Consider the following 22,184-nt stretch of genomic DNA (forward strand, 5'->3'; position numbering starts at 1 on the left):
CTCCTCCGGAGGGGCTAGCGGTGCAGTCGCTGGGCGACCTCGGTGGCCCAGTACGTGATGACGATCCGGGCGCCGGCCCGGCGGATCGCGGTGAGGCTCTCCTCGATGGCCCGTTCGCGCTGCAGCCAGCCGTGCCCGGCGGCGGCCTCCAGCGCGGCGTACTCCCCGGACACCTGGTAGGCGGCGACGGGGACGTCGACCGCGTCGGCGACCCTGCGCACCACGTCGAGGTAGAGTCCGGCCGGTTTGACCATCACCAGGTCGGCGCCCTCCTCGACGTCGAGCTCGACCTCGCGCATCGACTCGCGGAGGTTGGCCGGGTCCTGCTGGTGGGTGGAGCGGGTGCCGACCAGCGACGACTCCACGGCGGTGCGGAAGGGCCCGTAGAAGGCGGAGTCGTACTTGGCGGCGTAGGCCAGGATGGGCACCCGCTGGTACCCGGCGGCGTCGAGCCCGGCGCGGATGGCGGCGACCTGGCCGTCCATCATGCCGCTGGGCGCCACGATGGTCGCGCCGGCGGCGGCCTGCGCGACGGCGACCCTGGAGTAGGCGCGCAGCGTCGCGTCGTTGTCGACGTCGCCGTCCGGGCCGAGCAGGCCGACGTGCCCGTGGTCGGTGTACTCGTCCAGGTTGATGTCGCCGATCACGACGGTGGCCTCGCCGACCTCGGCGGCGACGTCGGCCAGGGCGAGCTGGGCGATGCCCTCGGGGTCCCAGGCGCCGCGCCCGTCGGCGTGCTTGGCCGCGGGGACACCGAAGAGCATGATCCCGCCCACGCCGGCCTGCGCCGCGGCGGCGGCGGCCTTGCGCAGGCTCTCGCGCGTGTGCTGGACCTGACCCGGCATGGAGGGGATGGGCCGGGGCTCTTCGATGCCCTCGCGGACGAACAGGGGCTGCACGAGGTCCGACGGGTGCAGCCGGGTCTCGGCGACGAGCGCGCGCAACGCCGCGGTACGGCGCAGCCGCCGCGGCCGGTCGGACGGGTAGCTCATGGCCGTGCCCCCAGGATCCGCTCGGCGTGCTCCAGGACGACCGCGGGCGGGCGCCGGTTCCAGTACCCGGCGTCGGCGCGGGCGGTGATGCCGAGGTCGCGCAGCCGTACGAGATGCTCGGCGGTCTTGACGGCCAGGCCGCCGGGGTCGATCACCGGCAGCCCGTGCAGGTCGCGGATGCCGAGGTGGACCAGGATCTCGTTGGGTATGCCTTCGGCGGGCACGAGCCATTGCGCGCCGGCTCTGGCGGCCCGCCGCGCGGCCGCCGTGTACGCGCGGACGAACGGGTCGAAGTCCTGGGCCAGCGCCCTGGTGACCACGGCCGCCCCGTCGTCGATCATCTCGTAGGCGGCCAGGGTGGCGCCGGCGGCCCGGATGTTGTCGGTGATCGGCTCGGCCAGGTGCGGGATGAAGCCGATCAGGCCCAGCCGGTGGCGCTCGTGGCGGGCGGCGTGCCAGGTGGCGTCGCCGTACCCGATGACGGGGATGGTCGCGCGCACGCGCGCGGCGGCGAGCCCGGGGTCCTGGCCGGCGCCGCTGATCCAGGCGGCGCAGCCGTCGCGCTCGGCGGCGGTGGCCGTGCGCGCGAAGTAGTCGCCGAACAGCAGGCCGAGCGGCCCGAAGCCGACCAGTTCCTCGGGCAGTTCCGCGGCGTAGGTCTGCGGCGGCAGGGTGTGGATCTCGATGGTGGTGCCGGGTCCGGCCACCTTGGTCAGGTGCTCCGCGTAAAGCTTGTCGAGCAGCGGCGAGCGGCCCTCGACGGCGTGCTTCTGGAACCAGATTCGCATGTCAGGTGTGCCTCACGGGAAGGGGGACGGTGTCGAGCATGGAGGCCTTGGCCAGGTAGGCCCGGGTGGCCTCGCCGTCGGCGGCGATCGCGCGCAGCGCGGCCATGGCGGCGGGCAGCCGGGCGGCGTCGCCGTCCTGCACCCCTGCGACCCTGGCCTCGCTGGCCGGGATGACGTGGTCGACGAGGACGGCGCGGCGGCGGCGCGCCCAGCTCTCCAGCGCGGCAGGCGGCTGGTGTCCCCCGAGGACGCCGGCGAGTGTTCTGCCGAGGTCGACCGCGTCGTGGATGCCGGCGTTCATGTTGAGGCCGCCGGCGGTGGAGGTGACGTGCGCGGCGTCACCGGCGAACAGCACCCGGCCGTGCCGGAAAGAGGCGAGCACACCGCTGGCCAGGTCGTAGCGGTGTGTGCCGAGGATGTTCAGGTCGGTGAGGGCCAGACCCGCCACCCGGCCGGGAATGGCCTCCCGGGGCGCGAGCCTGAGGATGATCCGCCAGTGGTCGGGCAGGCGGAGCAGGCTGCACGACTGGGCCGGATCGCGGACGTAGGTGAGCGAGGCCAGGCCCGGCAGCATCTCTTCCAGGCGCGAGCCCGTGAAGACGCGCAGCGCCTGGGTGGGGTAGCCGGACTGGGGGAACGGCAGGCCGAGCAGTGACCTGACGGTGCTGTGCGCCCCGTCGGCGCCGATCAGGTAGCGGGCGCGCTCCCAGCCGCCCCCGGTCCTGACCCGTACGGCGGTGCCCGTGAGAGCCACCGCCTCGACCGGGGCCCCGAACCGGACCTCGGCGTGCGCGTACGCGCCGAGCTCGCCCAGCAGCAACGGCGTGAGCGCCGCCTGCTCGGCGTGCAGGCGGAACGGGTGCGCGGTGAGCCCGGCCAGGCCCGCCATCCGCATCTCCGCCAGCACCGCGCCGGAAAGGTCGCGCCACTGCACCCGGTCCACGACCACGCCGCGCGCGACGAGGCCGGCCGCGACACCGAGCTCGTCGAGCAGGTCGAGCGTGGCCGGATGGATGGTGGAGGCGCGCGAACGGGTGCCGAGCGCCGGCTCGCGCTCCAGCACGAGCACCGGCACATCCGCCCTCGCCAGCGTGAGCGCCGCGGCCAGCCCGACCGGGCCGGCTCCGGCCACGATCACGGCGCTCACGTCGGCACCCGCTCGCCGTCACGGTGTTTCCTGCGGCCGAGCATGACCTGCTGGCCCGCGCTGGTCAGCGCCCACCACGCGCCGCACAGGTTGGAGGTCAGCACGACCCGTTCGTTGTCCTCCGCCAGCTTGCCGATCGCGCGGAGCGTGGGCATGCCGGTGCCGGTCAGCAACAGGACCGCGTCGGGGGCCGCCCTGGCCTGCTCGATCTGGCCGACGAGTTCTTCCGTGGTCACCTCGTACGGCGCGAAGCGCTCGCCCGCCTTGACCGGGATCACCCTGGACACCCGCACCCCGGCCGCCGACCAGTACCGGTCGGCGTGGTCGGTCAGCCACGGCTGGTACGGCGAGACCAGCGTGATCTCCCGCGTGCCCAGGTGTTCCAGCGCCCGCCGGGTGGCCTCGGTGGCCGAGGCGACCGGCAGGCCGAACTCGGCGCTGAGCTCTTCGCAGCGGCGCCGGTCGAGCTCGGGGCCGAGCAGGTAGCGCGAGCCGCTGCAGGCCATGACCAGGGCGTCGAGCGGCAGGCCGCCGAACGAGCGGATCATGGCGGGCAGCGCCTCGTTGTAGGCGTCCAGGCGTTCGGCCAGTTGCAGGCCGGGCCGTACGGGGAAGCGGGTGACGTGCAGGTCCGCCCGCGCGCCCAGCAGGCGCGCGAACTCCGGCTCCACCGCCGGGTTGGCGGGCGGAACCACGACACCCACTCTGGTCACGATCTGCCTCCCGAGGGGTCGAGTGAGAAGAGCACGCGCAGCGCCTCCGCCAGGCCCGCGTCATGGGCCACGCGCTGGCCGAGGTCGCCGCCGAAGAAGGCGTCCACCACCCGCTGGACGGTCCGGCCCACCTCGTCGCGGGCACGGGCGTCCAGTTCCGGGACGCGGGCGGACAGGCGGCGCAGCTCCGCGTCGCAGACCACGGCCGCCCGGTTGCGCAGTGCCATGACGAGCACCGTGCTGCCCCAGGAGGGCACCGGAGCGGTCCGGGGTAACAGCGTCGGGGCGGTCATCAGCAGCCCGACCACGACGCGGCGCGGATCGCCGCCTCGCGACGGGCACGGGCGTCCATCGGGGGCTCGGCGTCCACCTCGACCCGGGCGCCGCGGCCGAGCACCTCGCGGGCCGCCCCGCCGATCCGCGCGGCCAGCTCGTCCTGCTGCTCGCCGGTGAAGCCCGGCTCCACCGTGACGGTGAGCTTGCGGCGGGCGCTCACGACGCGCGCTCCAGAGCCTGGTCGATCACGTTGATGGCCAGGTCGGACACCTGTCGGATGTGGCGCAGCCGGTGGACGGTGCGTGCGGTCGCCGCCGACAGCGCGGGCATGCCGTCGGTGGGCGTCTCGTCGGGGTTCTGGTAGGGGTGCTGGTACGGCCGGCGGGGTTCGTCGTCGTCGTGCATGGAGTGCTCCTACGGGGGGTTCAGCGCTGGTCAGAGGGTTGCCGCTGCCCGGGGACGCCAGGTGGCCAGCCAACCCGGACTCCGGACGGATCGTGGATGCCGAACCTGGCCAGCTCCTCCTCGGCCTCGGCACGGACCTGGATGAAGCTGGCGCGCAGTTCGGCGAGCAGGTGGCGCAGCATCGCCACCTCCTCTTCGAGGGCGAGCACTCCGGGCATGGGAGTCCGGCCGGCCCCGCGGGCGACCCGCACCAGCGCGGCCGTCCCGATGATCGCCGTGATCCCGAGGCAGGTGGTGAAGACGGAGGCGAACCCCGGGGCGGGCCCGCTCAGGAACGGGTGCTCGATCAGCACGGAGGCGGCGGCCACGCCGATGGCGCCGCCGAGCATCCTGGCCGTGTTGATCGCGCCGACCGCCGCCGCGTACTGGGTCGGTTCGGCGGCGATCGTGCCCGCGGTGAACGTTCCAGTCGACAGCAGGCCGAAGCCGCTGCCGAGCAGGACCGCGCCCAGCAGGCTCCACATCGTGGGCGACGGCTGGGCCAGCAGCAGGGCGCAGCCGCCGCCGAGGATCAGCGCGCCCAGGTAGATGACGCCGTTGAGGCTGAGCCGGCGGCTGGCCAGCGTGGCCATCGGGCTGGCCACGATCATCGCGATCGAGATCGGCGTCAGCCACCAGCCGATCTGTATGGTGTCGAACCCGCTTTCGCGCAGGTAGAGCGGACCTGTCGCGAGCACGATGAACGACAGCGCGCCGTAGAGGAACGACGCGCTGCCGCCCCACAGGAACCCGGGCCGCCGCCACAACCCCATGTCGATCGCCCCGGCCGGGTGCCGCCACGAGGTGGCCAGTGCCGCGCCCAGCAGCACCACCGCCGCTCCGGCGCAGATCAGGGTCCGGTCGGAGGTCCAGCCCCACACGTCGCCGCGGGAGACGGCGATCACGGCGCTGGCGATGGCGCCGACGAGGGCGAAGGCGCCGAGTATGTCGGGGATGCGGCGATTGCTGCCGCGGGAACGTGGCAGGCGGATGGTGAGGCACAGCAGCAGGCCCGCCAGGATCGCCCCGGGCAGGTACAGGCCGCGCCAGCCGTACGCCTCCATGAGCCAGCCACCCCCGCCCTGCAGGGCGAGCGCGCCGATCCCGGAGGACGCGCCCCACAGCGCGACCGCCCCGGCACGGCGCGCGGGAGGGAGCTCGCCGAGCAGCAGCCCCAGCGACGCGGGGAACATCATCGCGGCGCCCAGGCCCTCTGCGAGCCGCCCGGCGAGCAGAATGTGCCAGGCGGGCGCCAGGATCACCGCGGTGGCGCCGAGGCCGTAGATCAGGAGGCCGAGCGCGAGCACGCTGCGCCGGCCGAGCAGGTCGGCGAAGCGGCCCGCCGTCGCCAGCAGCGCGGCGACCGCCGCGAAGTTCCCCGTGCTCACCCACGTGATCTCGGCGAGGGGCAGCCCCGCCGTCATGGGATCGGCGCTCAGCAGCGGTACGGCCAGCGTCGTCGCCGTGCTGTCCGCCATGATCGCCACGACGGCGCCGGCGGCGACCAGGCGCAGCAGGACGTAGCCACGGCGGGCGCGGTGGCGGTGCGGGCGCCGCCGCTTCCTGGGTTTCTTCTCGGCGGCCTTCTTGGCCGCCGGCGGGAGCGTGACGTGCTCACGGATGGGCGTGAGCGTCATTGGGGACTCCGATTGGGAACGGTCGCAGCGACCAGGCGCTCCGCGGTGCCCACCAGGCGGGTCTCGGGTTGCGGTTCCGGGGGCGGGGCGGAGAGTCCCGCCAGGGTGCGGATGGCCCGCAGGGCGATGTCCAGGTGTTCGGCGCAGCGCCGGCGCACGCGTTCCTCGAGGCCGGTCACCTGGGCGAGCCTGATCCTGAGCGGTTCGACGGTGGAGGTGCGTTCCAGTTCCCCGAGTACGGCGAGCCTGGCCGGCCAGCGCAGGTCCCGCGCCACGCGGTCCAGGGTCTGCGCGGCGATGTCGGCCGGGTCGGCGCCGGGGTGGCACAGCAGCCGGGCGGCGGTCCTGAGCGCCAGCGAGGCGGTCCTTTCATGGTCGTCGAGCCGGTGTTCCAGCGCGTTGCGCAGCACACGGGCGCGGTGGTCGAGCGCGGGCGCGCTCCAGCCGAGCACGAGCAGCCGGTCGGAGCCGACCTCGGTGTGCCATCCGGCCAGGCCGATCTCGCGGGCCATCCGGTGGTGGACGGCCCAGAGCCGGTCATGAGCGCACGAATCGGGCTCCGCCCACACCTGGACGCCGCCCAAGGGCAGGTCGGCGGTGCGTATCCGGGCTTCAGGACCGGCTATCCGAACGCAGATCTGCTGGATGGCGAGGGCCTGCGCGCCCTGTCCGGTCTGGTCTCTGACGAACCACGAGCTGCCCTGGATCACGACCCGGCCACCTCTCGTTGTTAAGTGGCAGTTATCAGATACGGTTTTGATAGTGCTCAGATGTGTTCTAGCGTGTCAACTGTCACTTTCGTCATGGGAAGATTACGCAGGTCAGGGGGCCTTCCTTTACGCTGTGGTCAGTCCGCTCCCGACGGGAGGTTTGGTGGCAAATTTCGCTGAGCGACTCGATCACGCGCTGAGCAAGCGCGGATACACGGGTGCTCAGGTGGCCGCCGCCTTGACGACCGCCGGCATCCCGATCACCCGGGCCTACGTCAGCCAGCTGCGCACGGGCAAGCAGACCAACCCGACGCTGCAGGTGCTCCAGGCCCTGGCCAGTTACCTTCAGGTGAGTGTCGGGTGGCTCCTCGGTGAGGACTATCTGGAGTCCGGAGCCATGCAGGACCTGCAGCTGCGCGCCGCCGCGATCGGCGCCTCCGCCTCGGGCCTGTCCGAGGGCTCGCTCGACCTGCTGCGCGACGTCGTCGACATCGCCCGCCGCGCCGAGGGCCTGCCCGCCAGAACCGCGACCAACGACCTGCCCGACGCCGCCAGGCTGAGCGACATCGCCGTGACCGCGCTCGCCGACCGCCTGCGCGGCCTGCGGGTGGCCGCCCGCATGTCGCCCGCCGACGTGGAGTTCGCGCTCGGCCGCGGCGTGGCCGCCGTCGCCGCGATCGAGGAGGGCAAGCTCGCCCCCGCGCCCGCGACCGTCGCCCGCATGCTCTCCCTGTACGGCGTGGCCGCCCCGCACCTGCGCGAGCACCTGATGACGCTGGCCAGAGGCGAACGCGAGCCGTCCTGGTACGACGCCAGCACCGTCTCGCCGCTGGCGGCCACCGCCTACGCGCTGGAGGAGCGGGCCTCGGTCATCAGGACCTACCAGACCCAGATCGTCCCGCCCCTGCTGCAGACCGAGCTCTACGCCAGGGCCGCCATCCAGGTGGCCGGCCTGGCCACGCCCGGCCTGACCTCCGTCGACGACGCCGTCCAGGTGCTGCTGACCCGGCAGGCGCTGCTGACCAGGCCCGACGGGCCCGTCTTCTGGGCCGTGGTCGACGAGAGCGCCCTCATGCGCTCGATCGCCGGGGAGGACATTCAGGCGGCGCAGCTCGACGCGCTGATCCAGCACGCCAAGCGGCCCAACGTGTCGATCCACATCGCGCCGATCACCGACCCGGCGTACCTGCCGAGGACCGGGCCGTTCACGTTGTGGCGGTTCGCCGAGCCGTACGAGCCGGACCTGGCCTGCGCCCACTGGATCGAGTCCGACGAGCTGGTCACCGACACGACCTCGATCGAGGTCTACCATCAGGCGTTCGCCAAGCTCTCGGTGATCACCACGACCCGCGACGAGACGCTCGACCTGCTCTACGCCCACCGCCAGCGCCTCGGCCCCTGATCACGCTGTGTGCGTCGTCGGGCCGGGTTTCGGGCAGGGGGTCCGCCGGGGCGCCGGAGGGGGCCGCCGCGCTTGTCCGGTGCGGGGCCCGCGTAAACAGGCCTGTCCGGTATGGGCCGGGCCCGCGCTGAGAGGGCTTCTACCAGGGGTTTTCCGAGGCTTCTCCGGACGCCCAAACAAAAAAGAAGTATTTCCCGAAATAGCTATTGCCAGACCACGGCGATTATGGATCATTATTGACTTCGGTCACCGCGTGGGGTCAGGTGCCAACTTTCCCGTGATTGTTTGTGGCGAGGGGAAAGGGCCCACACTCAATGCGTCAACGCGCCATCCGAAACCTGGCCAATCTCGTAACAGAGAAAGCCACGCCGACCCGAGTCCTAGACGCGGCAGCCGGAGGAAAGAACAACTTCTTCGCTGACCGAGACGCCGTCCGACGCTACGACAGCGCCGCCGCCGTGAGCGCAACCGCCGCCAGGGAAGTCCACGCCTTCCTGGCCCGAGTCATCCGCTATCTGTCGTCGGTGGGAACCGACCAGCACCTGGTGATCGGCAGCGGCGTCCCCGGCGGCCTGCCGGCCGGACGCCTCCTCCACGACGTCGCCCGAGCTCATCCGCTCACCCCCAGCGCTCGCGTGGTCTACGCCGAATCCGACCCGATGATCCTGGCCAACGCGCACGCGACTATCGAACCGATCACCGACCTGGTGCGCGTCGTCGAAGGAGAGGCCCGGGAGATCGACGCGTTGCTCGGCGACCGGATCGTGAGCACGTTCATCGACTGGGATCGGCCGGTGGGCATCCTGGTCGTCTCAGGACACAGCATCCTGGACGACGAGGAGTTCAGATATGTGCTCAAACGCCTCGGACAGGCCGGGCCACCCGGCAGCCATCTGGGGCTCCTCCAGGCCACCCTTGACGGCATACCCGCCGAGTTGCTGCCCGCCGTCTACGACCTGATCGCCATGACCCTGCCCGGCTACGCGACCCGCGACCGCGAACGCCTGGCAGCCGTCCTGGACGGCCTCGACCTGGTCGACCCCGGCCTGGCGTGGGTCTCGCAATGGCGTCCTGACGACCATTGCGGCCCCATTCCACCGGAGTCCTCGGGCAACTACGGGGCGCTCGCCGTCTTGCACTGAACACCGGCCGGGGGTGCGGCGCCCGCCGTACCCCCGGCCGGCAGGAAGGAGGAGAGGCCCCTGGGGTCAGTCCCACCAGAACGACCAGGCATGGCCGCCGACCAGCTGCTCCGCGTAGCCGATCAGGTCGCCGGCCCCCTGCACCACGTTGTCCGGGCAGAAGGTCCAGTGCTCGGCCGCCACGTGCAGGGCATGCTCGACGTCCCCGGGCGGCGCGGCCACGCTGAGTTCGAGGGTGTTGAAGCCTAAGCTCACCACACGGGCGCCGAAGCGGTCCTCCCAGCTGCGGATCACGGCGGCCAGCGGGACCATCCACTCGTTGTGGTGCAGCGCGCCCTGCCAGCCCATGACGGCCAGCGCGTCGGCGCCCCGGTCGACCGCGGCCAGGCCCATCGGCATGCCGCGCACCGCCAGTTCGCCCGCGTACCAGTCGGCGACCGCGCCGGGCTCGGCCACCAGCACGCCGGGCGGCGCCAGCCCCGGGCAGAGCGCCCCGAAGGGCTCCAGCTCGCTCAGCGCCTCGGACGGCATCTGCGCCACCCACTCCTGCCAGACCTCGGCCATGAAGCCCTCGGCGGTGAAGTGCTCGATCTGACCGGCGTCGTCGGGCACCACCTGGCCCGCCGCCCACGCCTGGGCCGACTCGTCGAGCAGCACCGGCCATAAGCCGCTGCGGGCGTGCTCGGCGCGGAAGGCCGACCACAGCGCGCCGCCGACGGGCTCCTCGCTCATCCAGAACGCCGGCCTGGCGGCCTTCCGGGCGAACCCCGGATCGGGCCAGACCAGCTCGCCCGCGGGCATGCCGACGGCCAGGGTGCGCCCTATGCCGCCGTCGGTGAACAGCTGGCGCAGCTCCTGTGGCAGCCGCAGATCATTCACGCCCATCGACGGAGATGGTAGTGCCGAACGCCGACATCGCTTCGAGCGGCAGGACATTTGTCCTGGGCGATCCTGGATCGACGTTCCTTCCGGGGCAGGGGCGGAGATCGGCACCGTTGGACGCATGAAGATTCTGCTCGCGGCAGCCGTACTGCTGACCGGATGCGCCGACGCGCGCACGGCGGCCGCCACCGACACGGTCGTCACCACCGACAAGGGCGCGGTGCGCGGGAAGGAGGACGGGCAGCACCGCCTGTTCGAGGGGATCCGCTACGCCACCGCGCCGCGCTGGGACTCCCCGAGACCCACCGCGGCCTGGAAGGGCGTCCAGGACGCCACCAAACCGGGCAGCCCGTGCCCGCAGGTCGGGTCCGACTACGCCAAGATCACCAGTGAGAACGAGGACTGCCTGTTCCTGAACGTCACCACCCCGGCCAGGAAGGGCGCCAAGCGGCCGGTCATGGTGTGGATCCACGGCGACGGCGCGCTCGGCGCCGGCCACTACTCCAACGCCAGGGCGATCGCCGCCGCGGGGGACGCGGTCGTCGTCACGATCAACTACCGGCTCGGGGTGTTCAGCGGGTTCGGCTACCCGGGCCTGCGCGACGGCGGCACCTACGGCCTGCAGGACCAGCAGGAGGCGCTGCGCTGGGTACGCCGCAACGCGGCGGCCTTCGGCGGCGACCCCGGCAACGTCACGGTGTTCGGCATCTCGTTCGGCGCGCTGGCCATCGGCGGCCACCTCACCTCGCCGGGCGCCAAGGGCCTGTTCCAGCGGGCCGCCATGCAGAGCGGCGAGACCATGATGGACATGCCGGCGGGCAGCATGATCCCCGGCCTGGAGGCCCAGCCGTCCTACGCCTGGCGCCCGGCGGCCCAGATCGAGGCGGTCGGCCAGATCTACGCCAAGCAGCTCGGCTGCGCCGACCTGGCCTGCCTCAAGGGGCTGCCGGTGAAGAAGATCCTCTCCGTCCCGCAGATCATGAACGTCTTCCAGTCCTACGCCTACGGCAACGCCGTCCTGCCCGAGATCCCCTCCAAGGCCATCGAGAAGGGCCGCTTCCATCGCGTGCCCGTGCTGGCCGGCGCCACCAAGGACGAGCACCGCATCTTCGCCGCCATGCGCGGCAAGATCGCCTACCCGCAGGCACTGAAGGAGACGTTCGGCGAGCGCACGGCCGAGGTCGCCAAGGAATACCCGCTCAAGAGGTACGGCAAGCCCGCCGTGGCCTGGGCCGCCGTCATGACCGACCGCGTGTGGGCCCGCGGCACCCACGCCCAGAACACCCTGCTGGCCAGGCGGACCCCTGTCTACGGCTTCGAGTTCGCCGACCGGGACGCGCCGATGTTCCTGCCCATCAACGCCGACTTCGACCTGGGCGCCTACCACGCGGGCGACCTGCCGTACCTGTTTCCCGAGAAGAGCGCGAAGCTGAGCCCGGCCCAGAAGAAGCTCTCCGGCCAGATGCTCTCCTACTGGACGAACTTCGCCCGCACCGGTGACCCGAACGGCGCCGGCCTGCCCGCCTGGCCCAAGCTCAAGGGCGGCACCCTGTCGCTGGAGCCGGGCAGGATCCGCCCCATCGACTACGCCGCCGAACACCGGCTGGCGTTCTGGAACTAGCGTGGACCCATGACCGTGCGCGTGCTGATCGCCGAGGACCAGGGCATGATGCGCGACGCCCTGGCGCTCCTGCTCGGCCTGGAGGACGACCTGGAGATCGTGGCCCAGGTGCCGACGGGCCCGGAGATCGTCGCGGCGGCCCTGGAGCACGCGCCGGACGTGGCGCTGTTGGACGTCGAGCTGCCCGGCCGCAGCGGGCTGGAGGTCCTGCCCGAGCTGCGGGCGGCGCTGCCCGGCTGCGCGGTGCTGGTCCTGACCACCTTCGCCCGGCCCGGGTACCTGCGCAGGGCGATGGAGGCGGGCGCCGCCGGCTTCCTGGTCAAGGACGGGCCGGTGGAAGAACTGGCCGCGGCGATCAGGCGGGCGGTGGCGGGGGAGCGGATCGTCGACCCGGCGCTGGCCGCCGCCGCCCTGCACGCCGGGCCGAGCCCGCTCACCGACCGCGAGCGCGACGTGCTGGCCGCCGCGCTCGACGGCGCCACCATCGCCGACGTGGCCGCCCGGCTGCACCTGTCGGAGAGCACGGTACGCAACCACCTGTCCTCGGCCATCGGCAAGACCCACACCAGGAACCGGATCGAAGCGGCCCAGCTGGCACGGCACAATGGTTGGTTGTGACGACCTTTGACGCGGTACTGAGCGACCTCGATGGAGTCCTCCGGATCTTCGACGAGGCCGCCCAGGCCGACATCGAGGCCCGCTACGGCCTGCCCCTGATCAAGACCGCGTTCCGGTCCGACCTCCTCCTGCCCGCCACGCTGGGCCGGATCACCGAGCGGCAGTGGGTCGAGGCCGTCGCCGCCGAGCTGGGCGGCCACGAGAGAGCCAGGCAGGCCGTGGAGGAGTTCGCCGAGGTGCCGTTCTGGGTCGACGAGGAGGTCAGGGCGGTGCTGGCCAAGGTCCAGGAGCGGATGCCGCTGATCATCGTCACCAACGCCATGGACAGCCTCGACGCCCACCTCGACCGGCTCGGCCTCACCTACTTCGCCGACGCCGTGGTCAGCAGCGCCAAGGTCGGCCACGCCAAGCCCGACCGGCGCATCTACGAGATCGCCGCCGAACAGGCCGGGGTGGCGCCCGGGCGCTGCCTGTTCATCGACGACCGGCTGGAGAACGTCGAGGGCGCCCGGGCGATCGGCATGACCGGCATCCACTACCGGGGCATCGCGGACCTGGCACCGCTCACGCGCTAGCCATGTCGAAGAAGCGCCGTTCCAGGGAGACCGCCCGCCGGAAGACCGCGAGCACCTCGTCCCGGCGCCGCTCACCGAGCTCGGGCCCGAGCCGGTCGAGCTCCCCCCGTAGGAACCCCACCCAGGCGCGGAAGTCCGCCCCTTCGTGCAGCTCGATCCACTCCCGGTGCACGAACCCCTCCGGCAGCGGCTCCTGCGCCCGCGCCGCCCAGTCGAGATAGCTCCACTCCGCCACGCACAGCACAGCCACGATCAGCGGATAGTCCTGCGCGGTCCTGACCTCGTCCATCAGCGCGCGGAACTCGGCCGTGACCGGCTCCGGCGCCGCGTCGGTGCTGCCGTTCAGCTCCGCCAGCGCCCGGTGGAAATAGGTCTTCTCCTCCGTGGTGGCGACCTGTCCCAGGAATTTCCCGTACGGCACGCGGGCCGCGAACGTGTCCGCGCTCGCGACGGCCGCCCCGAGCAGGGCGGTGAAGGAGTCGACGAACAGGAAGTCCTGCTCCAGGTAGTGCCGCATGTCGGCGGTGCCGGTCGTGATGGCGGCGGCGAACGGGTGCCCGGCCACCGCCTCCCATTCCTCGGCGCACTGGGCGCGCAGCCACGTACTGAAGGCTTCATCACTCATGCCGCGACTCTAGACACCCCGTGCGCGCGGACGCCGTGGGGGACGCGCGAACCCCGCCGCGGCCGGGGCCCGGCCGGGCGGGGTGTGCGGCGCGTGCAGAACTCCGTACCAGAGGAGATCACCGCCGCGGCGCGGGCCGCGCCGCCCGCGCCGGGCTGGAGAAGGGCCTAGTAACCACCTCCCGTCGTCTTCGTCGGCTTCGGGGTGGAGGTGCCGACGGGCGCGGGTGTGGCGGGGCGGGCGCCCGCCGGCCGGAGAAGTCCGATCAGGCCGTGCTTGGCGCCGTCGATGCCGGCCGCGAACCACACGGCGTTCTCGCCGCCCGTGGCCGCGGTGCCGGGCTCCAGGTCCCACAGGCCGGGCAGGACGACCGGGCGGCCGTTCGCGCCGCGCAGGGCGCCGAGGTGGCGGCCGCTCCTGAAGGCGTGGACGGTGCCGTCGCCGAAGTTGCCGACCAGCAGCGATCCGGCCAGGGCGCCGAAGCCGCGCGGCGCCGTGGTGATCGCCCACGGGGCGTTGAGCGGGCCGCGCCCGATGCGGCCGGTGAGCCTGCCGTCGGGGCTGAACCGGCTCAGGAAGCCCTTGCCGCGCCCGGGGACCGCCTTGCCGGTCTGGGGGTCGCGCAGCACCGAGGCGACCCACACCGAGCCGTTGGCGACCGCCACGTTGAACGGGTGGTAGTTCCGGGGCAGGGCTCGGTCGCGGAACTGCGAGCGGCCGAGCCGTACCCGCTCGAAGTCCTCGTTGAAGGCGTGGATACGGCCACCGGCGAAGTCGGCGGCCAGCAGGAACGAGCCGTCGTCGCTGTCCAGCATGGCCAGGCCCTTGTAGTCGGCGCCCCGGGTGAACGCCGCGATGATCGCGTTGGCGGGGTCGGCCTCGGCGTTCCAGCCGGTGATGGCGCCGCTCGGGCTGGCGAAGATGAACGTGGCGGGCTCGCCCTTGACGGTGAAGCCCTCGCCGGTGTTGACGACCTGGCCGGTGGGCGCGCCGCCGGGGACGGCGACCTCGGTCTTCTCTTTCGTGCCGTTGCCCGAGTAGACGGTGGCGGTGCCGGTCCCGGTGTTGGAGACCCACAGGGTCTTGCCCATGGCGAGGCCCCAGGGGTTGACGACCTTGGGATCGGTGACGGCGGCCTTGCCACGGACGTCGGAGACGAGGTTGACGACGTCGAAGCGGTTGCGGGGGGTGGTGGATTGCGCCGGGGTGGTGAGGGTAGCTCCCAGCACGACCGCGACAGCACCGAGCGTGATGATGCCGCGTCTATGGGGGTGCCGCATCCGTGCCTCCTTGATATGCGCTTGTGACGCGAGATACGCGGGAGGCGGGAGACTGGTTCATCGTTCGCTATGACCGGGAATGGGACAGACATGGAAGTTTTGGGCATTGATATCGGCGGCTCGGGGATCAAAGGCGCGCCGGTGGACGTCGCCGCCGGGCGCCTCACCAAGGAGCGCCTGCGCATCCCCACGCCGCAGCCCGCCAAGCCCGCCGCCGTGGCCGAGACCGTGGCCGAGATCGTCGAGCACTTCGGCTGGACCGGTCCGGTCGGCGTGACCTTCCCCGGCGTGGTGATGGACGGCGTGGTCAAGACCGCCGCGAACGTCCACCACTCGTGGGTCGGCGTCAACGCCTCGGAGTTGTTCGACGGCGCCCGGGTGATCAACGACGCCGACGCCGCCGGCTTGGCGGAACTCGCCTTCGGAGAGGGCCGGGGGCGGAAGGGCACCGTCCTGATGCTGACGTTCGGCACGGGGATCGGCAGCGCCCTGTTCATCGACGGCACACTCGTGCCCAACACCGAACTCGGCCACCTCGAACTGCACGGCAAGGACGCCGAGCACCGCGCCTCCGACCGCGCCCGCGAGGAGCACGACCTCGGCTGGAAGGACTGGGCCGAACGCGTCGAGACCTACCTGAAGCACGTGGAGATGTTGTTCTCGCCCTCGTTGTTCATCATCGGCGGCGGCGTCAGCAGGAAGGCCGACCGGTTCCTGCCGCACGTGAAGATCGACACCCCGATCGTGCCCGCCGCGTTGCAGAACGAGGCGGGCATCATCGGCGCCGCCCTCACCTGCGCAGGCGGTCCGCACGCTCCCGCGTGAGCGGACTGCCCGGCGCCAGCAGCAGGGCCGCCTCCATGGCGGCCGCCGCCTCCTCATGCCGCCCGAGACCCGCGAGGGCCAGCGCCCGCGCCGAGCAGGCGTCCGCCTCGCCCTCCGGGTTCAGGCCGAGCGCGAGCGCACGGTCGAGGTCGTCGAGCGCGCGCGGGTAAAGGCGCAGTTCGACGCGACCTGACCGCGCCCGGTCCTGGCCTCGACGTCGGTGCGGTTGATCTCCACGGCCTGCCGGTAGAGGTCGGCGGCCGCCCGGTGGTCGCCGCTGGTGGCCACCACGTTGGCCAGCGCCGACAGTGACCGCGCCGTGGAGAGCCGGTCGGCCAGCGACTCGAAGCCGTTGAGCGCGCTCCTGAAGCTCTCCCTGGCCGCGGTCAGGTCGCCCTCCACCAGCGCGATCTCGCCGTGCAGCGCCATGGCCTGGGCCTGTCTGCGGGTGTCGCCCTCCAGTTGGTAGCGGCTGGCGGCGACGGAGGCCAGACGGCGGGCGCCGGTGAAGTCGCCCTCGCCGAAGGCCGCCTCGGCGGCCGAGGTGAAGACCCCGGCGTCTTCGGGCACCCGGGCCGCCGGTCCCGGTTCGGCGAACCCGTCACCGGCCCGCCGTACGACCTCGATCATCTGGTCCTGCCCGAGCTGGTACCACGTGCCGCGCAGGGCGGCCAGCAGGACGTCGGCGTCGCCGGATCCGCAGCGCAGGGCGATGTTCCTGCTGGCGATCGCCCGCTTGAGCGTGTCGGCGAGCGCGGGCGAGACCTCGCCCGCGCCCAGCCCGGCCAGGTCGGCGGGCGACAGCGAATGCCGGGCGTAGCCGCCGGTCACCGATCTCGCGGGCCAGGTTGATCGGGTTGCGGGCAGGCCTTGTCGCTCTTGTTCCATCGCCGGCTGGCGGGGTCGGTCGCCAGGTGGCGGGCCAGAGACTCGTGCAGGACCTCATCCGGCACCGTTGCCAGGCGGTCGAACGGGATATGGGTCAGATCGACGAGCATGGACTCGCCCATAGAACCCCCTGCGGCCATGTGGTGTCCCTTTCTCGGTCGCTATTCAAGCACTCTTGAAGAGTCCCAAATCCCCTCAAACTGCTCAATCCAGTAGTGGTACCAGTACCCATGCGCGCGCCGGGTCAATTCCAGGTGCATACGGTGGTCGGTCGCCCGGTTGCCGACGCCGTGGAGTTCCACGATCACCGTGCCGTCGCCGCCCGCCGGATTGACGGCGAGAATACTGAATCCCGGATTGTAGGAGAAAGTGGCGTACTCCACCCGGCCCGCCACATGCCAGTCCGTCATCGCGGCCAGCCGGTCGAGCGCGGTCGCGATGCTCGCCGGCAGGTTCTGCAAGGGGAACTCCAGCCCGGCGTCGAGCTGCCGGGTGGCGAGGTCGACGGCGTGCGGTTCCTCCGGGTCCAGGAGCACGACGCGGAAGACGCCGTCGGGACGGCTCAGCACGGTCCGGCGGATGATCTCGCAGTTGGCCTCGGACAGCAGGTTGATGCCGGAAGGGGCGAACAGCCACGCCTCCTTCGCGTCCGTGAGCCGCTCGCGCAGAGGATGCGTCTCGAAGTCGGCCCGGTCGCCCAGCGGCGGGTGCGAGCGGTCGGGCACGGTGATCCGGTGGAGCAGCACGCCCATCCCGGCCAGGATCGCCGCCCACCGGTACTGCTCGGCCACGGCCTCCCCCACCAGCGTCAGCACCGCGAAGACGATCGCCACGACCGCGATCACGTAGGCGTCGAGGTTCCTGCGTTCACGGACGTCGCGCAGGACGCGGCGGACCGAACGTCGCATGGCACCTCCGTCCCGATCGTGTCACCGGTCAGGAGGCGCGTCCATATGGCCAGAAATCCTTCGGGATCATGCAACCCTTCAGGCGTCTCAGGAGTCTCACTAGTGTCCGTGATCGACCGTGGTGAACTCTGGGGAGAGTGCTGACACACCGCGGCCGGTCACGGACGCCGCCGATATTGGGATGCGATCCACGGCGCGGTCAGGCACGATGGACCGTTGGCACCCGGCACGCGGGGCTCAAATATCCTGAAAGCAGTATGGGAACCTCGTCGTTGTCTTCTCCACTCACCGAGCTCCAGAGCCGCCTGCCCGAGCTCATGCCGCGCGACCAGCGGCGGCTTCGGCGCAGGCTCGACGGCGTGCGCCGGGTACGCTCGCGCGAGGCGCGGGACAAGATCACCGCGGAGATCCTCGCGGACGTGGAACGCGCCGAGCAGCGCCTGGCCCGCCGCCGCGAAGCCGTACCCGTGGTGCGCTATCCGCAAGAGCTGCCCGTCTCCCAGCGCAAGGACGACATCCTCGCGGCCATCCGCGACCACCAGGTCGTGATCATCGCGGGTGAGACCGGATCGGGAAAGACCACGCAGATCCCCAAGATCTGCCTCGAACTCGGGCGGGGCGTGCGCGGCCTCATCGGGCACACCCAGCCCCGCCGCATCGCCGCCCGCACCGTCGCCGAGCGCATCGCCGAGGAGCTCGGCACCGAACTCGGCCAGGCCGTCGGCTACAAGGTCCGCTTCACCGACCAGGGCGGCGACCGCACCCTGGTCAAGCTCATGACCGACGGCATCCTGCTGGCCGAGCTGCAGAACGACCGGCTGCTGGAGCAGTACGACACGCTGATCATCGACGAGGCCCACGAGCGCAGCCTCAACATCGACTTCATCCTCGGCTACCTCAAACAGCTGCTGCCCCAGCGACCCGACCTCAAGGTCATCATCACCAGCGCCACCATCGACCCCGAGCGCTTCTCCCGGCATTTCGGCGACGCCCCGATCGTCGAGGTCTCCGGCCGCACCTACCCCGTCGAGGTCCGCTACCGGCCGCTCAACGAGGACGACGACCAGACGCAGGGCATCGTGGACGCCTGCAAGGAACTGGTCCTGGAAGGGCCGGGCGACATCCTGGTCTTCCTCAGCGGCGAGAGGGAGATCCGCGACGCCGCCGACGCGCTGTCCAAGGCCGAGTTCCGCAACACCGAGATCCTCCCCCTGTACGCCCGGCTGAGCGCCGCCGAGCAGCACCGCGTCTTCCAGCGCCACACCGGGCGGCGCGTCGTGCTGGCCACCAACGTGGCCGAGACCTCGCTGACCGTGCCGGGCATCAAGTACGTCGTGGACCCGGGCTTCGCCCGCATCTCCCGCTACAGCCACCGCACCAAGGTGCAGCGCCTGCCCATCGAGGCCATCTCGCAGGCCAGCGCCAACCAGCGCAAGGGGCGGTCCGGGCGTACCTCCGACGGCATCTGCGTCCGGCTGTACGAGGAGGAGGACTTCCTCAACCGGCCCGAGTTCACCGACCCGGAGATCCTGCGCACCAACCTCGCCAGCGTCATCCTGCAGATGACCTCGATCGGGCTGGGCGACATCGAGGCGTTCCCGTTCGTCGAGCCGCCGGACAAGCGGCAGGTACGCGACGGCGTCAACCTGCTGGTCGAACTCGGCGCCTTCGACGCCCAGGGCAAGCTCACCGGCGTCGGCCGCAAGCTCGCCGGGCTGCCGGTCGACCCGCGCCTGGCGCGCATGGTGCTGGAGGCCGACAAGAACGGCTGCCTGCGCGAGGTCATGGTCATCGCCGCCGCGCTGTCGATCCAGGACCCGCGCGAGCGCCCCGCCGACAAGCAGCAGCAGGCCGACGAGAAGCACCGCCGCTTCGCCGACCCCGAGTCCGACTTCCTCACCTATCTCAACCTCTGGAACTACCTCAAGGACAAGCAGAAGGAGCTGTCCTCCAGCGCCTTCCGCCGCCTGTGCAAGTCCGAGTTCCTCAACTACCTGCGGGTACGCGAGTGGCAGGACATCTACAGCCAGATCCGGCAGACGCTCGGGGTCCAGCCGAACAGCGCGCCGGCCGCGCCGTACCAGATCCACTCCTCGCTCCTCGTCGGGCTGCTGTCGCACATCGGCGTCAAGGACGTCGTGGACAAGCAGCGCGGGCAGGACGGGCGGCGGCCGATCCAGGAGTACGTCGGCGCGCGCAACGCGCGCTTCGCGATCTTCCCCGGCTCGGCGCTGGCCAGGAAGCAGCCGCAGTGGCTGATGTCGGCCGAGCTCGTCGAGACCTCGCGCCTCTGGGCCCGGGTCAACGCCAAGATCGAACCCGACTGGGTGGAGCCGCTCGCGCAGCACCTCGTCAAGCGCAACTACTCCGAGCCGCACTGGGAGAAGAACCAGGGCGCGGTCATCGCGCTGGAGAAGGTCACGCTGTACGGCGTGCCGCTCGTCGTCGGCCGCAAGGTCAACTACGGGCGCATCGACCCGGAGCTGTCGCGGGAGCTGTTCATCCGGCACGCCCTGGTCGAGGGCGACTGGGACAGCCACCACGCGTTCCTGCGCGAGAACCGCAAGCTGCTCGGCGAGGTCGAGGAGCTGGAGGCGCGGGCCAGGCGGCGCGACATCATGGTCGACGACGAGGCGCTGTTCGACTTCTACGACCAGCGCGTGCCGGCGGACGTCGTCTCCGCGCGCCACTTCGACTCCTGGTGGAAGACGGTCTCCGACAAGAGCGTGCTGACGTTCACGCCGGAGATGCTGGTCAACGAGAACGCCGACGTCAGCGCCCAGGACTACCCCGACACCTGGCGGCAGCTGGGCCAGCGGATGAAGCTGACCTACCAGTTCGAGCCCGGCGCCGACGCCGACGGCGTCACCGTGCACGTGCCGCTGCAGGTGCTCAACCAGGTCAACGGCGACGGCTTCGACTGGCAGATCCCCGGGCTGCGCGAGGAGCTGATCACCGCGCTGATCCGCGTGCTGCCCAAGCATCTGCGCCGCAACTTCGTGCCCGCGCCCAACTACGCCAAGCAGGTGCTCGCGGGCGTCAAGCCGACCGGCGAGCCGCTGCTGGACGCGGTCGAGCGCGAACTGCTCCGGCTGACCGGGGTACGCGTCCCGCGCGACGCCTGGCAGCTCGACCAGGTGCCCGACCATTTGCGCGTCACCTACCGGGTGATCGACGAGCGCAAGCGCACGATCGCCGAGGGCAAGGACCTGGACGGGCTGAAGAAGCAGCTCGCCCCGCGCCTGCGCAAGACGCTCTCGGCCGCGGGCGACGACGTCGAGCGCACCGGGCTCCACACGTGGAGTTTCGGCACGCTGCCCAAGGTGTTCGAGCAGGGCCGGATGAAGGGCTATCCGGCGCTGGTGGACGAGGGCTCCAGCGTGGGCGTCAAGATCTACGAGACGCAGGCCGAGCAGCGCCGTTCCATGTGGACCGGCACCCGCCGCCTGCTGCTGCTCAACGTCACCAACCCGGCCAGGTCGCTGCTCGGCGGCCTGTCCAACCAGGCCAAGCTGGCGCTGTCACGCAGTCCGCACGGCGGCGCGGTGGCGTTGTTCGACGACGTGGTCAACGCGGCGGTGGACCAGCTGATGGCCGACGTGGGCGGGCCCGCCTGGGACCCGGTCTCCTTCGACCGCCTCTACCAGCACGTACGGGCCGACCTGTACGACACCGCCCGGGACGTGCTGGGCAAGGTGGAGCAGATCCTGAGCACCTGGCACACGATCGGCACCCAGCTGTCCGGCCTGCGCCGGAGCGCCTCTGCGGACGACGCCCGCGACCAGCTCGGCAAGCTCGTCTACGCGGGCTTCGTGACCGGGACCGGAGTGAAACGCCTCCCCGACATCTCCCGCTATCTCCGGGCCCTTGAGCGCCGCCTGACCAAGCTGCCCGAGGAACCGTGGCGGGATGAGGAGTGGATGGACCGGGTCCACAAGGTCGAGGACGACTACCAGGACCTGCTCGACCGGCTCGCCCCGGCCCGCCGTACCGACCCGGACGTGCGGGAGATCCGCTGGATGATCGAGGAACTCCGCGTCAGCTTCTTCGCCCAGACCCTGGGCACCCCCACCCCGGTCTCGGAGAAGCGCATCGCGAAGGCGATGGAGAAGCTCACTCCGTGAGTTCGGTGGTCTCCAGCTCGAAATTGATGGGCTCGGGCAGGTGCAGGGTCTCGCCGAGAGTCTGCGTGATCTTGGTCTTGTAAACCTCGTCGACGATGTCGCTGTACACGGTCGCGGTATTCGCGACCGGGTCGATCACGAGGCAGACGGGGATGCCGCCGATCGCGTAGAGCTTCGGCTTGACGACGCGGTCCTCGTGGACACTGCCAGGGGAGACCACCTCGGCGACCATGATCACGCCACGTGAGCGCAGCTCGTTCCCCCAGAGTGGGCAGTCCTTCGGGGCGAGCGCGTAGTCGGGCACGAGGGTATCGCGGGGGCCCTCGATGGAAATGTCCACTCCGGGATAGGCTTCCCAATCCTGTTTGTCCTGCACTGGCATGAGCAGGCGGAAGATCCGGCCAGCGAGGACTTGATGCTTGGGTGTGCCCAAGGGGCTCATTCGAATGTTTCCTTCGATGATCTCGACCCGGAGGCCGGGGAGGGGGGGTAGAGCATCGAACAGCTCCCGCACCCTGGTGGACGGAGCCTCGTCGGTCGTCTCATGCGGCATACGCGAAATGGTGACCATGAAACCTGTCCCTTCG

24 protein-coding genes are annotated in these 22,184 nt (G+C 71.4%); 7 read left to right on the forward strand and 17 right to left on the reverse strand.

Annotated features, from left to right (window positions below):
- Positions 1-14: 14 nt before the first annotated feature.
- The 9 genes from hemB to ACIBI5_RS01830 form a co-directional block, all read right to left on the reverse strand.
- The gene (gene hemB, locus ACIBI5_RS01790; RefSeq protein WP_397242140.1) at positions 15-992 is read right to left on the reverse strand and encodes a porphobilinogen synthase; all 978 of its coding nucleotides are present in this window, start codon (positions 990-992) and stop codon (positions 15-17) included.
- Positions 989-1,780, reverse strand: coding sequence for an aspartate/glutamate racemase family protein (locus tag ACIBI5_RS01795; RefSeq protein WP_397242142.1), 792 nt, complete (start codon positions 1,778-1,780; stop codon positions 989-991). The genes hemB and ACIBI5_RS01795 overlap by 4 nt, the downstream gene beginning before the upstream one ends.
- Position 1,781: 1 nt before the next feature.
- Positions 1,782-2,927, reverse strand: a complete 1,146-nt coding sequence (locus ACIBI5_RS01800) for an FAD-dependent oxidoreductase (RefSeq protein ID WP_397242144.1) — start codon at positions 2,925-2,927, stop codon at positions 1,782-1,784.
- Entirely contained in the window at positions 2,924-3,640 is a 717-nt protein-coding gene (locus ACIBI5_RS01805; RefSeq protein WP_397242146.1) for a hypothetical protein, read from the reverse strand. Before ACIBI5_RS01805 ends, ACIBI5_RS01800 begins: the two co-directional genes overlap by 4 nt.
- Positions 3,637-3,867 carry a hypothetical protein gene (locus ACIBI5_RS01810; RefSeq protein ID WP_397242148.1) on the reverse strand — a complete coding sequence of 77 codons (231 nt, stop codon included), beginning with the start codon at positions 3,865-3,867 and terminating at the stop codon, positions 3,637-3,639. The genes ACIBI5_RS01805 and ACIBI5_RS01810 overlap by 4 nt, the downstream gene beginning before the upstream one ends.
- A gap of 65 nt (positions 3,868-3,932) precedes the next feature.
- Entirely contained in the window at positions 3,933-4,136 is a 204-nt protein-coding gene (locus tag ACIBI5_RS01815; protein ID WP_379609609.1) for a hypothetical protein, read from the reverse strand.
- Positions 4,133-4,321: a hypothetical protein gene (locus ACIBI5_RS01820; RefSeq protein ID WP_184974744.1), complete on the reverse strand. Its 189-nt coding sequence runs from the start codon at positions 4,319-4,321 to the stop codon at positions 4,133-4,135. The genes ACIBI5_RS01815 and ACIBI5_RS01820 overlap by 4 nt, the downstream gene beginning before the upstream one ends.
- A gap of 20 nt (positions 4,322-4,341) precedes the next feature.
- The gene (locus ACIBI5_RS01825) at positions 4,342-5,997 is read right to left on the reverse strand and encodes an MFS transporter (protein WP_397242150.1); all 1,656 of its coding nucleotides are present in this window, start codon (positions 5,995-5,997) and stop codon (positions 4,342-4,344) included.
- Entirely contained in the window at positions 5,994-6,707 is a 714-nt protein-coding gene (locus tag ACIBI5_RS01830; protein WP_397242152.1) for a hypothetical protein, read from the reverse strand. The genes ACIBI5_RS01825 and ACIBI5_RS01830 overlap by 4 nt, the downstream gene beginning before the upstream one ends.
- A gap of 163 nt (positions 6,708-6,870) precedes the next feature.
- Between ACIBI5_RS01830 and ACIBI5_RS01835 the strand changes: the two genes are divergently transcribed.
- Together ACIBI5_RS01835 and ACIBI5_RS01840 are read left to right on the forward strand one after the other, a co-directional pair.
- Positions 6,871-8,109, forward strand: coding sequence for a Scr1 family TA system antitoxin-like transcriptional regulator (locus tag ACIBI5_RS01835; protein ID WP_397242154.1), 1,239 nt, complete (start codon positions 6,871-6,873; stop codon positions 8,107-8,109).
- 314 nt (positions 8,110-8,423) lie between these two features.
- On the forward strand, positions 8,424-9,251 hold the full coding sequence (locus ACIBI5_RS01840; RefSeq protein WP_397242156.1) for an SAM-dependent methyltransferase: 828 nt from the start codon (positions 8,424-8,426) through the stop codon (positions 9,249-9,251).
- 66 nt (positions 9,252-9,317) lie between these two features.
- Here the strand turns inward: ACIBI5_RS01840 and ACIBI5_RS01845 are convergent, their stop codons facing one another.
- Complete coding sequence (locus ACIBI5_RS01845; protein ID WP_397242158.1) at positions 9,318-10,136, reverse strand: DUF4253 domain-containing protein; 819 nt, start codon at positions 10,134-10,136, stop codon at positions 9,318-9,320.
- A gap of 118 nt (positions 10,137-10,254) precedes the next feature.
- Here ACIBI5_RS01845 and ACIBI5_RS01850 point away from each other — a divergent pair, with 118 nt between their 5' ends.
- Genes ACIBI5_RS01850 through ACIBI5_RS01860 form a run of 3 tightly spaced genes read left to right on the forward strand, consistent with a single transcriptional unit; the run spans position 10,255 to position 12,947 of the window.
- Positions 10,255-11,754, forward strand: coding sequence for a carboxylesterase/lipase family protein (locus ACIBI5_RS01850; RefSeq protein ID WP_397242160.1), 1,500 nt, complete (start codon positions 10,255-10,257; stop codon positions 11,752-11,754).
- A gap of 9 nt (positions 11,755-11,763) precedes the next feature.
- Entirely contained in the window at positions 11,764-12,372 is a 609-nt protein-coding gene (locus tag ACIBI5_RS01855; RefSeq protein WP_397242162.1) for a response regulator, read from the forward strand.
- On the forward strand, positions 12,369-12,947 hold the full coding sequence (locus ACIBI5_RS01860) for an HAD family hydrolase (protein ID WP_397242164.1): 579 nt from the start codon (positions 12,369-12,371) through the stop codon (positions 12,945-12,947). The genes ACIBI5_RS01855 and ACIBI5_RS01860 overlap by 4 nt, the downstream gene beginning before the upstream one ends.
- On the opposite strand, the gene ACIBI5_RS01865 is transcribed toward ACIBI5_RS01860, so the two are convergent.
- Together ACIBI5_RS01865 and ACIBI5_RS01870 are read right to left on the reverse strand one after the other, a co-directional pair.
- On the reverse strand, positions 12,937-13,572 hold the full coding sequence (locus ACIBI5_RS01865) for a TenA family protein (protein WP_397242166.1): 636 nt from the start codon (positions 13,570-13,572) through the stop codon (positions 12,937-12,939). The genes ACIBI5_RS01860 and ACIBI5_RS01865 overlap by 11 nt on opposite strands.
- Positions 13,573-13,739: 167 nt before the next feature.
- On the reverse strand, positions 13,740-14,852 hold the full coding sequence (locus tag ACIBI5_RS01870) for a TIGR03118 family protein (protein ID WP_397242168.1): 1,113 nt from the start codon (positions 14,850-14,852) through the stop codon (positions 13,740-13,742).
- Positions 14,853-14,942: 90 nt separating this feature from the next.
- On the opposite strand from ACIBI5_RS01870, the gene ppgK reads away from it, so the two are divergent.
- Entirely contained in the window at positions 14,943-15,677 is a 735-nt protein-coding gene (gene ppgK / locus ACIBI5_RS01875; RefSeq protein ID WP_397242170.1) for a polyphosphate--glucose phosphotransferase, read from the forward strand.
- On the opposite strand, the gene ACIBI5_RS01880 is transcribed toward ppgK, so the two are convergent.
- From ACIBI5_RS01880 to ACIBI5_RS01895, 4 genes are read right to left on the reverse strand one after another with little or no spacing between them, the layout of a single operon-like run.
- Complete coding sequence (locus ACIBI5_RS01880) at positions 15,643-15,855, reverse strand: tetratricopeptide repeat protein (protein ID WP_397243761.1); 213 nt, start codon at positions 15,853-15,855, stop codon at positions 15,643-15,645. The two genes, ppgK and ACIBI5_RS01880, sit on opposite strands and share 35 nt — an antisense overlap.
- Complete coding sequence (locus ACIBI5_RS01885) at positions 15,798-16,508, reverse strand: tetratricopeptide repeat protein (protein ID WP_397242172.1); 711 nt, start codon at positions 16,506-16,508, stop codon at positions 15,798-15,800. Before ACIBI5_RS01885 ends, ACIBI5_RS01880 begins: the two co-directional genes overlap by 58 nt.
- Positions 16,505-16,675 (reverse strand): hypothetical protein, encoded by a 171-nt coding sequence (locus ACIBI5_RS01890; RefSeq protein WP_397242174.1) that lies wholly within the window; start codon positions 16,673-16,675, stop codon positions 16,505-16,507. Before ACIBI5_RS01890 ends, ACIBI5_RS01885 begins: the two co-directional genes overlap by 4 nt.
- 51 nt (positions 16,676-16,726) lie before the next feature.
- Entirely contained in the window at positions 16,727-17,473 is a 747-nt protein-coding gene (locus tag ACIBI5_RS01895) for a hypothetical protein (protein WP_397242176.1), read from the reverse strand.
- Positions 17,474-17,730: 257 nt separating this feature from the next.
- Between ACIBI5_RS01895 and hrpA the strand changes: the two genes are divergently transcribed.
- Positions 17,731-21,597, forward strand: coding sequence for an ATP-dependent RNA helicase HrpA (gene hrpA / locus ACIBI5_RS01900; protein WP_397242178.1), 3,867 nt, complete (start codon positions 17,731-17,733; stop codon positions 21,595-21,597).
- Here the strand turns inward: hrpA and ACIBI5_RS01905 are convergent.
- The gene (locus ACIBI5_RS01905; RefSeq protein WP_397242180.1) at positions 21,587-22,168 is read right to left on the reverse strand and encodes a Uma2 family endonuclease; all 582 of its coding nucleotides are present in this window, start codon (positions 22,166-22,168) and stop codon (positions 21,587-21,589) included. The genes hrpA and ACIBI5_RS01905 overlap by 11 nt on opposite strands.
- Between the last annotated feature and the right edge of the window lie 16 nt (positions 22,169-22,184).

Source organism: Nonomuraea sp. NPDC050540 (genome assembly GCF_044457485.1).
Classification (GTDB): domain Bacteria; phylum Actinomycetota; class Actinomycetes; order Streptosporangiales; family Streptosporangiaceae; genus Nonomuraea.